Origin of the sequence: Prauserella marina (genome assembly GCF_002240355.1) — a bacterium.
In the GTDB taxonomy this organism is placed as follows: domain Bacteria; phylum Actinomycetota; class Actinomycetes; order Mycobacteriales; family Pseudonocardiaceae; genus Prauserella_A; species Prauserella_A marina.
The window spans coordinates 973,372-986,833 of the sequence record NZ_CP016353.1 but is presented as its reverse complement, the minus strand read 5'-3'; the positions used below and the strand labels follow the sequence as shown (position 1 = coordinate 986,833).

Annotated in this window: 10 protein-coding genes; 4 read left to right on the top strand and 6 right to left on the bottom strand. The window is 69.4% G+C overall.

The window, feature by feature from the left end; genetic code table 11:
* Window positions 1–157: 157 nt before the first annotated feature.
* On the top strand, window positions 158–1,291 hold the full coding sequence (locus BAY61_RS04440) for a neutral zinc metallopeptidase (protein WP_091810324.1): 1,134 nt from the start codon (window positions 158–160) through the stop codon (window positions 1,289–1,291).
* A 30-nt stretch (window positions 1,292–1,321) separates the two neighbouring features.
* Here the strand turns inward: BAY61_RS04440 and BAY61_RS04435 are convergent, their stop codons facing one another.
* From BAY61_RS04435 to BAY61_RS04420, 4 genes are all read right to left on the bottom strand, one after another.
* A complete protein-coding gene (locus BAY61_RS04435) occupies window positions 1,322–1,795 on the bottom strand; it encodes a hypothetical protein (RefSeq protein WP_420848871.1) in 474 nt (157 codons plus the stop codon).
* A gap of 85 nt (window positions 1,796–1,880) precedes the next feature.
* Window positions 1,881–2,885 (bottom strand): potassium channel family protein, encoded by a 1,005-nt coding sequence (locus tag BAY61_RS04430; protein ID WP_245866155.1) that lies wholly within the window; start codon window positions 2,883–2,885, stop codon window positions 1,881–1,883.
* Window positions 2,886–2,965: 80 nt separating this feature from the next.
* A complete protein-coding gene (locus tag BAY61_RS04425) occupies window positions 2,966–6,169 on the bottom strand; it encodes an ATP-dependent helicase (RefSeq protein WP_091810556.1) in 3,204 nt (1,067 codons plus the stop codon).
* Window positions 6,166–9,351 (bottom strand): ATP-dependent helicase, encoded by a 3,186-nt coding sequence (locus BAY61_RS04420; protein ID WP_420848872.1) that lies wholly within the window; start codon window positions 9,349–9,351, stop codon window positions 6,166–6,168. The genes BAY61_RS04425 and BAY61_RS04420 overlap by 4 nt, the downstream gene beginning before the upstream one ends.
* A 65-nt stretch (window positions 9,352–9,416) precedes the next feature.
* On the opposite strand from BAY61_RS04420, the gene BAY61_RS04415 reads away from it, so the two are divergent.
* Window positions 9,417–9,707 carry an MGMT family protein gene (locus BAY61_RS04415; RefSeq protein ID WP_091810330.1) on the top strand — a complete coding sequence of 97 codons (291 nt, stop codon included), beginning with the start codon at window positions 9,417–9,419 and terminating at the stop codon, window positions 9,705–9,707.
* 14 nt (window positions 9,708–9,721) lie between these two features.
* Window positions 9,722–10,582, top strand: a complete 861-nt coding sequence (locus tag BAY61_RS04410; RefSeq protein ID WP_091810332.1) for a siderophore-interacting protein — start codon at window positions 9,722–9,724, stop codon at window positions 10,580–10,582.
* Window positions 10,583–11,219: 637 nt separating this feature from the next.
* Here the strand turns inward: BAY61_RS04410 and BAY61_RS04400 are convergent.
* A complete protein-coding gene (locus BAY61_RS04400) occupies window positions 11,220–12,041 on the bottom strand; it encodes a uroporphyrinogen-III synthase (protein WP_091810334.1) in 822 nt (273 codons plus the stop codon).
* Window positions 12,034–13,002: a helix-turn-helix transcriptional regulator gene (locus BAY61_RS04395; RefSeq protein ID WP_091810336.1), complete on the bottom strand. Its 969-nt coding sequence runs from the start codon at window positions 13,000–13,002 to the stop codon at window positions 12,034–12,036. The genes BAY61_RS04400 and BAY61_RS04395 overlap by 8 nt, the downstream gene beginning before the upstream one ends.
* A gap of 61 nt (window positions 13,003–13,063) precedes the next feature.
* Between BAY61_RS04395 and BAY61_RS04390 the strand changes: the two genes are divergently transcribed.
* Window positions 13,064–13,459 (top strand): DUF3224 domain-containing protein, encoded by a 396-nt coding sequence (locus BAY61_RS04390; RefSeq protein ID WP_091810558.1) that lies wholly within the window; start codon window positions 13,064–13,066, stop codon window positions 13,457–13,459.
* The last annotated feature ends 3 nt before the right edge of the window (window positions 13,460–13,462 follow it).

Here is a 13,462-nt window from a genome sequence, read left to right as displayed (position 1 = left end):
CAATCCTCGCATTTCACCTTCACGGTCACGCCCTCGTGGCATTCGAGTGGCACTCGGGACCGTACCCAGGGCCGCCTTCAGGATTGTGCAAGCGGCCCCAGCACGCGAGACGCCATCGTTATGCTGACCCGGAACTCGATCGATCGTGGGACGGCACATGACGCAACCGCCGCACGGGCCGCCCGGCCCTTACGGACAGCAAGGGCCGCAAGGACCACAAGGCCCCTACGGCGGGCAAGGACCTTACGGACAGCAGGGACCACCGAACCAGGGCTGGCACCAGCAGCCACCCCAGTTCGGCTATCCGGCGGGGCCACCACCCCGCAAGCCGAAAGGCCCGATCATCGCGGCCTCGCTCGGCGGCGTCGTGCTGCTCGTACTCGGCCTCGTCGTGGTGTTCACGCTCACCGGGGGCGGAGACGAATCGGCCGACGGCGGGTTCACCAACAACGCGGCGACCAGCACCACCGAACCGGCGCCGACGACCGCGTCGAGCGGCACCACCGAATCGACCACGACGAGCAGTGCGACCTCCACTCCGGAGAGCAGCGCCACGGCCGAGCAGGGGCCGCGAAAAATTCTCAAGCTCGCCGACCATCCGATCCTCCAGGATCCCGACGCGGGATTGAAAAACCTCGCGTGCAACCTGCCCGCGTGGGAGAGCAATCCCGCCGCGGCCGAGGCGTTCTTCACCGCGGCGGGAGAGTGCCTCGACGCGGCGTGGGGTCCTTTCCTCGATGCCTACGATCTCCCGTTCGAATCGCCGACACTGCACTTTCCCTCCGGCTCCAGCTTCGACACCGCGTGCGGGACGATCGAGGTCGGCATCGCCACGGCCGCCTACTACTGCGAGAACAACCTGTACGTGCCCTTCGCGGGGTTGCAGACCGATCTCTACGGCGACAACCCGGGCGTCTATCTCGCGCTGTTCGCCCACGAGTACGGCCACCACGTCCAGGAGGTGGCCGGCATCATGGACGCCGCATGGGAGGCGATCTACGCGGCGGGCGAGAACACCCCGGAGGGCCAGGAGATGTCGCGCCGCAAGGAATTGCAGGCTCAGTGCTTCTCGGGAATGTTCCTCGGCGCGCACGTCGACAGGGGCGGCACCATCACGAGGGACATGTACGACAAGGCGTGGTTCGATCAGGAGACGCGGGGCGACGACACCTCGGGGACCAGTGACCACGGCAGCAACCAGAACTACGCGGCATGGTGGCGCGCCGGTGCCTACGACAACCGGATCGTCGACTGCAACACCTTCGCGGCCGGTAGCGGCGACGTGTCCTGACGTTGTTACCCGGCGGCTACAGCACGGTTTCTACAGCACGGCGAAGGGCCGCCGGGGGCCACGGGCGACGAGGAACGCGTAGACGCCGCCCGCCGCACAGCTGAGCACCAGCAGCGCGAGACCGACCGGCCTGCGCAGATCGTGGCTTCCCGGCGCGGTCGCGGCGAGCTGAACGTCGACCAGCCCCGGCGCCGATTCGGCAGGGACGGCGATCTCGACCTGCTCGTCCTGGTCGTGCCCGCAGCCGCTGAGCGTGCCGCTTCTCGTCTCGCCGCCGAGTTCGAACCGGACGGTTTCCTCGGCGTCGGCGCGTGAGCAATCGGCTGGCAGTGTCACGGTGGCCTCGACCGTCTCGGTCGCCTCGGCTTGAGCGCTGCCGAACAAACCCGGCCCAGCCCACCAGCTCGCGAACACGATCAACAGGCCAGTGGCCGCGGCAACGCCGAGCACCTTCCAGGTGAGGGGTGGCTGAGGCCGCCCATGGTGATCCGCTCGTTGCCGCACCGGGCCAATGTTTCCAGATCAATCGCGCTGTGCACAGAAAACCGGAAGTGTCGAGGGATCCCCGGCCACCGTCCTATCGCTGACCTCAGCTTTTCCGGCCTTCGGCAGGGGTGACCTTGCGAACATAGAGTAACCGGTCACCTGGCTCGATGGCGTCGGCTTCCGGCGCGTCCACCCGGTACAGCCTGCCGTCCCTCACGATGCCGAGCACGATGTCGGGCAGATGCCGGGGCGAGCCGCCCTCCTCCGACTGCTCGACCGGCCGTTCCGCGATCGCGAGCCCGGTCTCCGGGGTCAGCAGGTCCTCGACCATGTCGACGACGAGCGGGGTTCTCGTGGCGATGCCGAGCAACCTGCCCGCCGTCTCGCTGGAAACCACCACCTGGTCGGCGCCCGACTGTTTCAGCAGGTGCACGTTCTCGGCTTCCCTCACCGAGGCGAGGATGCTCGCTTTCGGCGCGAGTTCGCGCGCGGTGAGCGTCACGAGCACGGCCGTGTCGTCCCTGTTCGGGGCGATGACGATCGCCCTCGCCCGCTGCGCGCCCGCCACTCTCAGCACGTCGGATTTGGTGGCGGAGCCATGCACGGTGATGAGGCCGAGCGCGCTCGCCGCGTCGAGTGCCTGCTGGTCGGTGTCCACGACGACGACCTGATTGGGCTCGGTGCCCTCCTCGGCGAGCAGCGAGTTGACCGCGGAACGGCCTTTCGTGCCGAATCCGACGACCACGACATGGTCACGCACCCTGTGCCTCCATTTTTGGATCCGCAGCGCCTGGCGGGAACGCTCGGTGAGCACCTCCAGTGTGGTGCCGACCAGCACGATGAGGAACATCACCCGCAGCGGCGTGATCACGACGATGTTGACCAGCCTTGCCATCGGCGTCACCGGCGCGATGTCGCCGTAGCCCGTGGTGGACAGTGACACGGTCGCGTAGTACACGCAGTCCAGGAAGGACAGCCCGTCCCCGTTGTTGTCGCGGTAGCCGTCCCTGCCGATGTAGACGATGAACACGGCGGCGAACAGGAAGGCGAGCGCTCCGATGATCCGCCTGATGATCGAGGCAAGCGGGCTGATCTTGGTTTCCGGCATCCTGACGACACCGACGAGGGTGTGGCCCGGCTGATCGATGAGGGGAATCCGCCTCAGGCGCTTGAGCACGATGGCGGAGCCTAGCCGCTGTCCGGCACGGAACGCAGGAGCTCACGCAGACCGGCCCCGTCGAGCAGGTCGACCGGGCGCAGGGTGCGGTCGTGGCGCACGTAGTGGAACGCGGCCCTGACCTTCTCAAGCGGGGTTCCGGAAAGCCCTGCCCAGGCAAGGCGGTAGGCGGCGAGCTGAACGGACAACGCCGGAAGAGCGCTCCCCTCCGGAACGGCTCCCGTCTTCCAGTCGACGACGGTCCAGCCGCCGTCCGGATCGGCGAACACCGCGTCCATCCTGCCTCGCACGGTGACCCCGCCGATGTCGGTCGAGAACGGCACCTCGACGTCGTGCGGGGTCCGGTGTGCCCACGTGCTGCGCTCGAACGCGTCGCGCAGCGCGTCGAGTTCGCTGTCGGGGGCCGCGCCGACGTCGGCAGCGCCGGGAAGATCGTCGATCTCCAGCAGCCGGTCGCCGTCGAACCGGCGTTCCAGCCAGCCGTGGAACGCGGTCCCCCTTCTTGCGTAGGCGTTGGGAGGGAACGGAAGCGGGCGGCGAAGCTTGCGGGCGAGCGCTTCCGGTTTTCCGGCGAGCTCGACGAGCTGGCTCACCGAAAGCGCGCCTGGAAGCGGTACTTCGTCGGCCCGGCCATGTGCTTTCTCCCGCTCGGCGAGCAGAACGTCGGTGTCGGCGATCCAACCGTCCGGATCGTCCTCGTCGAGCGGAAGGTCAAGCTCGGCAAGCGCGTCCAGTACCAGATCGGCGCCCTGCCTGACGTCGTCGCGGCGCGCGCCGAGCGGATCCACCGGCCACACGAGCGACCGCGAAGCGGAGGTGAGCGGATTGACATCGTCGACGGCGGGCTCCTCCGCCCATTCCACAATGGATCCGATTTGGTCGTCGGCGGCGACGGTATCGGCGATCTCGGTCAGGAACTCCGATGGCCCCTTCGGTTTCGCGCTGGTCTCGTTCCACCAGTGCCCCGAGCACAACAGCGCGTGCTCGGCTCTGGTGAGCGCGACGTAGCAGAGCCTGCGTTCCTCTTCGGCGTGCCGCTGCGCGAACCGTTCCTCGTGTTCGGTGCAGGCTTCGAGTACCTGTTTGCGGTCGTCACTCTCGTGCAGGACCAGATCGGGAAGGTCCGGCGCGTCCCCGCGCAGCGTGGCAGGCAGTTCGGGAACGGTCCGCAGCCACGAGGACGACCTTCGCTTGCCGGGAAAGGTGTCGCGCACGAGGTGCGGGACGGCGACGAGGTGCCATTCGAGCCCCTTCGCCGAGTGCGCGGTGAGCACCTGCACTCTGTCGGCGACGACCTCGACCTCGCCGGGAGGGAGCCCGTCCTCGGCGTGCTCGGCGGTCGCGAGATAGTCCAGAAAGGACAGCAGGGTTCCGGTGGGTGAATTCTCGGCGTATTCCGTGACCACGTCGGCGAAGGCGTCGAGATGGGCCCTTCCCGCGCCACCCGGCCTCGCCAGCGCCTCGACGTCGAGCAGCATCGTGCGCTCGACGTCGGCGACCAGTTCGGGCAGCGGCTGGTCGAGCCTGCGGCGCAGCGCAGCGAGCTCGCCGCCGAGCCTGCGGATCCTCGCGTAGCCCTCCGGCGAGTAGCGTTCGCCGTCACCGGGGTCGTCGATGGCGTCGACGAGCCCGGTCTGTTCCGCCTTCTCCGCGACGAGCACGTCGCCGTCGGTGGCCAGTTCGCCCGCCCTTCGCCACAGCGCGCCGAGATCGGCGGCGGCGAACCGCCAGCGGGCTCCGGTCAGCAACCTGGCCGCGGCCGTGCCGGACAACGGCTCCGCCAGCACCCTGAGGGTCGCGACGAGATCGGCGACCTCCGGCTCGTCGAGCAACCCGCCGAGCCCGACCACCTCGACGGGCAGTCCGCGTTCGCGCAGGGCCGCGGCGACCGGCGCCATATCGGCGCGGCGGCGCACCAGCACGGCCGCGGTCGGCGGAGCACCCTTGGCCTCCTTCTCGGAAAACCACGCCTCCGCCATGGTTTCGGCAAGCCATTCCCGCTCGGCCCGCACGTCGGTGAGCAGCGCGCACCGCACATCGGCTGGCCCGGTGCCCTCGCGGGCCCGCAACCGCCGGACGCCGAGTCCCTGTTCCCGCAACGGTTCGGCGACCGCGTTCGCGAGCGTCAGCACCTCCGGCGGGTTGCGGAAACTCGTCACCATGCCGTATTCGCTCGCCGGGCCGAGCGAAAGTCCCTCAAGGCGGGGAAAGTCGGTGGTGAACCGGGGCAGGTTCGCCGCGCTCGCACCTCGCCAGCCGTAGATCGCCTGCAGGGGGTCGCCGACGGCGGTGACCGGCATCGGCCGTTGTCCCCCGAACAACGAGCGCAGCAGCACTCGCTGGGCATGACCGGTGTCCTGGTATTCGTCGAGCAGCACGGCTCCGTAACGGTCGCGTTCGCCCTCGACGACCTCTGGATGGGTGTCGGCGAGCGTCGCGGCCAGCGACATCTGGTCGGCGAAGTCGAGTGCACCCTCGGCCCGCTTGCGCTGCTGGTATGCCTCGACAAGCGGCAGCAGGTCGAGCCGGAACCGCTGGGCCGCGACGATGTCGGCCAGCGCCACCGGCAAGTTCGCCCGCTGGCCCTTCGCCCTCGGCGCCGACTCCACGACGCGCGTGAGCCATTCGGTGTAGGAGCGAAGACGGCGCGGATCGACGAGGTGTTCGCCCAGCTCCCCGGCGAGCGAGAGCACCTGCGCGGTCACCGAGGCGGGCACCCTGTCGGTGTCGAGATCGTTGTCCCATGTGGACACGACCCGGTGGGCGATCTGCCAGGAAGCCGTCTCCGACAGCATTCTCGCTCCCGGCGGGACGGGAAGACGCAGGCCGTGTTCGGCCAGCAGCCTTCCCGCGTAGGCGTGGTAGGTCAGCACGGTCGGCTCGCCGGTCAGCACCGCCATCCTCCGCGAGCCTCCCGGGTCGATCCGGTCGAGCAGCCCGGAACCGGCGAGCCTGCGCAGCCGCGCCCTCACCCGGTCGGCGAGCTGGCGGGCGGCCTTGCGGGTGAAGGTCAGCCCGAGCACGCGTTCCGGCACCACAAGGCCGTTGGCGACCAGCCACACGACCCTCGCCGCCATCGTCTCGGTTTTGCCGGCTCCCGCGCCCGCGACGACGAGCGCGGGCTCGGGTGGTGCCGCGATCACCGCGGCCTGCTCTTCGGTGGGCGAGTGAAGCCCGAGTGCCTGCGCGATCTCGAACGGGGTCACCAGGTTCATGGTCCGGTCACCTGCCGCCCCTCCGGCCTGACCGGGCAGGACGCTTTCCCCGGACACCGGTCGCAGTCGGCGTTTTCCTGCGCCGCGTACTCCGGTCCCGCCGTCGCGGCTGCCGCCTTGCGGACCAGTTCCAGCCACTGTGGCCCGGTTTCCTCGTCCAGCGCGGGTTGTTCCCGTTGCGCCGCACCGGATTTGTTGTTCGACTTCGCGACGTAGACCAGCCTCGCTCCTCCCGGCTTTCCGCCGTGCTCGGCGAACGCGCCGAGCAGCAACGCGAGCTGGTATGCGGCCAGTTGCGGGTGTTGCTCCGCGTCGGCCGAGCTGATCGGTGTCTTGCTCGTCTTCACGTCGACGATGACCGGCCTGCCCTGCTGGTCGAGTTCGAGCCGGTCGACCCTGCCGCCCAGCTTCACCCGCAGCTCACCCGCCGCCGCCGGAAGCTCGACCTCCATATCCTGTTCGATCGCGAGCTGGGTGAGTTCGGCCCTGCTTCCGCGCAACCAGGCCATGAAGTTCTCCACCATCTTCTCGACCCTGCGCCGCTCACGCCTGGAAAACCACGGCGCACCGGCGTCCACCCTCGCCCACGCCTCGTCGAGTTCGGCCTTGAGCCGCTCGCCGTCGGCGCCGCTCGCCGCCGCCTCGGCCAGCGCGTGCACCAGCGTTCCTGTAACGGCGGCGAGCTGGGCGGGATCGCTGCCCCCGTGCCGTTCCAGCAACCAGCGCAACGGGCACTTCGCTAGAATGTCTACTGTGGACGGAGAGACTCTGATGACGTCCTCGGTGGAACGCAACGGCTCCTCCGTCGTCGCGGGACCGAGCCCGTACCACTGATCGGGATGGGTCCCGGGAACTCCCGCCCTGGCGAGCCTGGCGAGCTGCCTCGCGGCGAGCCTCCTGCGTTCCGGCTCCTGCTCGCCGTCGCACACCACCGACCGCAACTCTCCGACCAATTCGGACAGTACGAGCGCACGTTCCTTGGTGTATCCGCGGATGACCTCCGCCGGTTCGTCGCCCGCGGCGTTGACGATCTCGTCGACGAACCGGGACGGCTGCTCGTCCTCTCCCTGAACGGCACTGATCAGCAGCACCCGCCTCGCCCTGCTCGCCGCGACGTAGAACAGCCTGCGTTCCTCGGCGAGCAGCGGCGCCACGGCCGAGACCTTCTCCGAATCCACTCCGGAAAGCAGGTCGACAAGCCGCTCAACGCCGAGCACGGTGCCTCTGAGCCTGAGGTCGGGCCAGGCGCCCTCCTGCGCGCCCGCGACGGCGACGACCGTCCACTCCCTGCCCGTCGCGCCGTGCGCGGTGAGCAATGACACCCCGGTCCCCCTCATCGCGACGGGCGCGAGGCTGTCCCCGGCGATGTGCTGGGAACCGAGATATTCGGTGAATCCGGCGACGCTGGCCTTCGGCAACCGGTCGACGTAGCGCGCGGCGGCGTCGAAAAGGGCCACGATCGCGTCGAGGTCCCTGTCCGCCTGCGCACCGAGCGAACCACCACGCGTGACCTGCTTCAGCAGTCTGCGTTCGAGCTTGCTCGCCTGCCATACCTGCCACAGCACGTCCTCGACGCTGTCACCACGTGTGACGGCCCTTCGCGCGATGGAAAGCAACTCGCCGACCCTGCGCACTCCCCTTGCCTCGGCGTCGGCGAGCCCAGCGAGAATGTCGTTGTCCCGCAACGCTTCCACCAGGAGTTCGTCACTGGAACGGTTTCCGCCCCCCGCGAGTTCCAGCCTGCGCAGTCCCCTGCGGAGCCTGCGCAGGGCGAGCGGATCGGTGCCGCCGAGCGGCGAGGCGAGCAGCATCTCCGCGAGATCGGCTTCGAGTGATTCCGGATCGCTCGCGAGCCTCAGCAACGCAAGGAACGGCCGCACGCCAGGCTGTTTGGCCAGCGGCAGCTCCTCGGTCGCCGACGCGATCGGAACACCCGCCGCGCCGAGAGCCCGCTGCAACACGGGAAACGACCTTCCCGGAGAACGCACCAGCACGGCCATCTCCGACCACGGAATGTCGTCGATGAGGTGTGCCCTGCGCAGCTGGTCGGCGATCCAGCTCGCCTCCGAGGCGGGGGTCGGCAGCAGTTTCGTGCGGACGACGCCGTCCTCCGACGCCAAGGGAATCGGCCCGCGATGCCCCTTCCCTCCTGGAAGATGCGCGGCGACCGTGGCCACCGCCTCGTGGACGGCGCGCCCGAGCCGGTGACCGCGAGCGAGGGTGATCGTGCGGTCACCGTCCCTGTCGGCACCGGTGAGCAAGCTCGGATCGGCGCCCCTGAACGAGAACACCGCCTGGTCGGGGTCCCCCGCGAGCACGAAATCGTCGGCGCCGCCGCCGAGCAGCCGCAGCAGCCGGAACTGGAGCGGGTCGAGGTGCTGCGCGTCGTCGACGAAGAGATGGCGCACCCTGCCCTGTTCGCGCGCCAGCAACTCGGGATCGCCTTCGAGCTCCACGAGCGCGCTCGCGACCAGCTCCGCCGCGTCGAGCGCGGGCGAGCCGGGGATGCCCAGCGCGTTGCCTCCCGTTCCGAGCAGAAGGTTGACCTCCTCGTACTGCCGCCAGAACTTCCCAGCCGCCACCCACTCCTCGCGTTGCTGCTGCCTGCCGAGCTTGCCGAGGTCTTCAGGGCCGAGCCCGCGTTCGGCGGCACGCAGCAGCAGGTCTCGCAGTTCCTCGGCGAAACCGGGAACCGACAGCGCAGGACGCAGCTCTCTCGGCCAGTCCGGCGCACCCCTTTCCAGGTCACCGGCGAGCAGGTCGCGTACGACGACGTCCTGTTCGGGACCGGACAGCAGCCGGGGAGCGGGCAGTTCGTTGAGACCGGCCTGCAACCGCAACACCGCGAACGCGTAGGAATGCACGGTGCGCACCATCGGTTCCCTGACGGTGCGGCCCTCGTGCTCGCCGCTCGCGGTCAGCCTGCGGGTGATCTCGGCTCGCATCGCGTTCGCCGACCTGCGCGACGCCGTCAGCACGAGCAGGCTGTCCGGTTCCGCGCCGTGCAGCACGCGTTCGGCGGCGGCGTCCGCGAGGAGGGTGGTCTTGCCGGTACCCGGCCCGCCGAGCACGCGGACGAACCCTTGGGCTGCGGTGAGTAACCGGCTTGCGGCGGTATCCCATTCCCGGGGCGGAACCGGCCGCGCCCGGGTGCGCACGAGTCGCGCGTTCAGCCCACTCACACCCACGAGCAGATGGAATCATGACTACCGAGCAGAATCGCGGACCGGCACGGCGGGTTGGGAAGATGGACGAGGAACTGCACGAACGCGTGCGCGACATCATCAAGACGATTCCGAGCGGCCGGGTGTCGACCTACGGGGACATCGCGGCCGCCGCCGGTGCCTCGACGCCGCGGCTCGTCGGCCGGATCCTGTCCGAGGACGGCCACGACCTGCCGTGGCACCGGGTACTGAGGGCCAGCGGAATTCCCGCTCCGCACCTGGTGCACAGGCAACTCGAATTGCTGCGTGCCGAGGGTGTGCTCGCCGACGGGCAGCGAATCGATCTGCGGAGGTATCGCTGGGAAGGTCCATAGGTTAGCCTGCCCTAATGACCACGCAGGCCGCTCCTCCCCAGTTGACCTACCGATCACTCCGGGTGACGGCAGCCCGCAGGCTCAGCCCCCACCTGACCCGCATCACCTTCACCGGCGACGATCTCGCCGGTTTCGCCAGCGCGGCGCCCGACCAGTACGTCAAGGTCTTCTTCCCGCTGCCCGGCGAGCACCGGCCCCAGCTTCCGCCGCCGATCGTCGACGACGTCGGCTCCTGGTACCGCACCTACCTCGCGATGCCGGACGACATCCGGCCGCCGATGCGTACCTACACGATTCGCGCCCACCGGCCCGAAGTGCCGGAGATCGACATCGACTTCGTGCTGCACGCCGACAGCGGGCCCGCCTCGGCATGGGCCGAGCGGGCCGAACCGGGTGCAGAGGTCGCGCTCCTCGGGCCGCACGGGCTCTACTCGGTACCGGAAGGCACCGGATGGCAACTGCTGGTCGGCGACGAATCCGCGATTCCCGCCATCGGCGCCATCCTCGAAGCGCTACCCGAGAACGCGAAGGCCCGCGTCTTCGTCGAGATCGCCGACCCCGCCGACCGGCAGCACTTCGCGACAGCGGCCGACGTCGAGACCCAATGGGTCCCCAGGGGCGACGGCGGCTACGGCGACGCGATCCTCGCCGCCGTGCGGGAAGCCGAGTTGCCGAACGGCCAGCCGTACGCGTGGGTGTCCGGTGAGGCGAACATGGTGAAGCTCACCCGAAGGCACCTGGTGCGCGAGCGCGGGGTCGACAAGCGGGTGATCACGTTCACCGGGTATTGGCGAGTGGGCAAGAGCGAAGAGCAGACCGGGCGGGAAAGTATCCGCAAGGCCGACGCGGGCGAAATCCCCCAAGACGAGGACTGACGCCCCGCGTCGCGGGAGTCGCCCGGGAGCGCGGGGCCCGGGCGCGAGCCCGAGGCAGCCGCGCGAGTCCCCCGCCCAGGACGCCGAGATCCGCACTCAGGTCGCCGAGATCCGCACCCGAGTGACCGAGACCTGCATCCGGGCCAGCGAGAACCGCACCCGAGTGACCGAGACCTGCATCCGGGTCGCCGAGATCCGCACCCGGGCCTCTGGGAGCCACCTCGGGTCGCCAGGCATCCTCCGGTCGTCACGTTCTACGCCCTGGTCATCGAGTCCCACGCCGGTAGCCGGGTCGGGCCGAGCTCAGGTCGCCGGTCTCGCACTCGCTGGTCTCGCGCTCGCCGACCCCGAATCCGGCCGGTCCCGCACCGGCGCGCGAGAACCGCACACCAGTGCACACGAATCCTGAACCCACACGTTGACGCAAACGCTTGCGCGGATGGCCGCGCCAACCTCGGCACGGGTCTCACACCGGACCGAACGCGGATCTCGCCATCCCGGACACCAACCTTGGCGCCGTCCCCCGGGCCGAGCGCGGAACTCGGCGTCCTGAGCGCGGATCTCGGCGGCGGCAACGCGGAACTCGGCGTCCGCGACACGGATCTCGGCAACCCGGACGCGGGACTCGTGGCCGGACTCAGGGGGTGGCGGTGGGATCGCCCAATTCGGCGGCCAGCAGCTTGACCAGCGCCCCGAGACGCTGCCGCTCGGGCTGCACCGTCGGCACCCCCAACTCGGCAAGCGGCCCCGCCGTCACCGGGCCGACACAGGCACACAACACCGACGTCCCCAACCTGGCGAGGAATTCGCCGAACCGCCCGCTCTCCCTCGCCAGCGTCAGCAGGTTCGCCGTCGCGGGCGCGCTCGTGAACGCCAGCGCCCGCACCTCACCGGCCAGCACTCCAGCGACGAGTTCCCGCGCGGGCGCCAGGTCCGAAGGCCATTCCCAGCGGTAGGGCTGCACCTCCACGACGGTGGCCCCCGCTTCCCGCAGCGCGCCGGTGTACTCGGGCAGTGGCTGACCGTGCAACTGGACGGCGATTCGCCTTCCCGCGATGTCCTCGTCGAGCAGCCGGGCGAACAGTTCGCGGTTGGTTTCGCTTTCCGCCGACCAGTACTCGGTGATGCCTCGCGCGCGCACGGCGCCTTTCGCCTTGGGGCCCCTGACGAGAACGCGGGCGGCGGCGAGCCGTTCGAGCAACCGGGGTTCACTTCCCCATTCCCGCGCGGCGTCGAGCCAGCCGCGAAATCCCGCGCCCGTGGTGACGGCGAGCAGGTCCACCTCGGCGGAGAGCACGTCGCCGGTCGCGGCCTTGAGCCGCTCGTCGCCTGGCAACGGGACGATGCGCAGCGTCGGCGCGTGCCGCACGGTCGCGCCCTTGCGTTCGAGCGCTTCGATGAACTCGGCCGCGCGACGCTCGGCGGTGATCCCGATGGTCACCCCGGCAAGCTCACCCATACAGCGCACCCATTCTCGCGACCGCCTCGGCAACCTGTTCCCGCAACTCGGCAGGGGCGAGCACTTCCAGTTCGGGACCGAAGTGGAGCAACTCGCCAAGGGCCGGGGCACCAGGCTCGACCGGCAACTCTACGCGCGACCATCCGCCCGAATCCGGTTCGGTCGCGGTCTCCCGCAGTGCGCGCGCGCCCACCGAGCCGAGGTAGACGGGGACAAGTTCCCTGCCGAGCGGAGTGACGCGCACGGTCGCGGTACGCGGGTACAGCCTGCGCTCGAACCTCGCCGACCATTCGCGCCAGTACTCGGCGAGATCGAAGCCCTCCGGCCTGCTGAACTCCTCGCCGAGGTCGCTCAGCCCGTCGATGCGGGAGACACGGTAGGTGCGCTCGTCACCTTCGCAGCGCGCCGCGAGATACCAGTTGCCCGCCTTGAGGACGAGGCCGAGCGGTTCGAGTACCCGCTCGACGGCGCTGTCGTCCCACCTGCGGTAGTCGACCCTGATCCTCCTGCTCCGCCACACCGCGTCGGCCACGTCGGTGAGCTGGTCGAGGCGTTCGATTCCCCTGTGCCAGCCCGGAACGTCGAGGTAGAACCGTTCGGCCAGTTCACGCGCCCCGGCACGCAGTTCGGTAGGGAGCGCGGCGTCGAGTTTGAGCTGGGCCGCGGCGAGCACCGTGCCGAGGCCGAGCTCGGCGGCCGCTCCGGGAAGCCCGGCCAGCGCCAGCGCCTTGGCCTCCTGTTCGGTCAGCCCTGTCAGTCTGGTGCGAAAGCCGCCGAGTAGCTGGTAGCCACCCGTTCTGCCCCTGTCCGCGTACACGGGGACCCCCGCCGAGGACAGCGCCTCGATGTCCCGGTAGACGGTGCGTACCGACACGTCCAGCTCCGAGGCGAGTTCCTCGGCCGTCATCCTGCCCCGGTTCTGCAACAGCAAGAGCACCGAGAGCAGCCTGCTTGCTCGCATGTTTCCATTCTGCCTCGAATACCTGACAGAAGATGTCAGTCTTCGAAGGCAGGGTGGGCTCATGAGCGACAACACCTACACCATGCAAAGCTGGGACGAGCACGTCGTGAGCGGCGCCGAGGACGGCCCCCGCTACGCGCACGCCCACGTGACCTTCGCCTACCAAGGAATCATCGAGGGCACCTCGACCTGCGACTACCTGCTGTACTACGCGGATTCCCAGTACGGCGGCGGCCAGTCCGCTCCGGGCTTCGAGCACATCGTCGGATCGGTCGAAGGGCGCAAGGGCAGCTTCGTGATCCGGCACGACGTAACGTACGGGGCGGAGGGTATCCGGGACGTATGGTCGGTCGTTCCCGGCTCCGGCACCGGCGAATTGTCCGGCCTCACCGGCACCGGAACGGCGGCAGGCGCCACGGAGACCATCGAATACACGTTCGACTACGTGTTCGGCTAGGAG

Coding starts and splice junctions, on each gene's coding strand:
- BAY61_RS04440 (WP_091810324.1), top strand. CDS start 158: ATGACGCAACCGCCGCACGGGCCGCCCGGCCCTTACGGACAGCAAGGG.
- BAY61_RS04430 (WP_245866155.1), bottom strand. CDS start 2,885: ATGCCGGAAACCAAGATCAGCCCGCTTGCCTCGATCATCAGGCGGATC.
- BAY61_RS04425 (WP_091810556.1), bottom strand. CDS start 6,169: ATGAACCTGGTGACCCCGTTCGAGATCGCGCAGGCACTCGGGCTTCAC.
- BAY61_RS04415 (WP_091810330.1), top strand. CDS start 9,417: ATGGACGAGGAACTGCACGAACGCGTGCGCGACATCATCAAGACGATT.
- BAY61_RS04410 (WP_091810332.1), top strand. CDS start 9,722: ATGACCACGCAGGCCGCTCCTCCCCAGTTGACCTACCGATCACTCCGG.
- BAY61_RS04400 (WP_091810334.1), bottom strand. CDS start 12,041: ATGGGTGAGCTTGCCGGGGTGACCATCGGGATCACCGCCGAGCGTCGC.
- BAY61_RS04395 (WP_091810336.1), bottom strand. CDS start 13,002: ATGCGAGCAAGCAGGCTGCTCTCGGTGCTCTTGCTGTTGCAGAACCGG.
- BAY61_RS04390 (WP_091810558.1), top strand. CDS start 13,064: ATGAGCGACAACACCTACACCATGCAAAGCTGGGACGAGCACGTCGTG.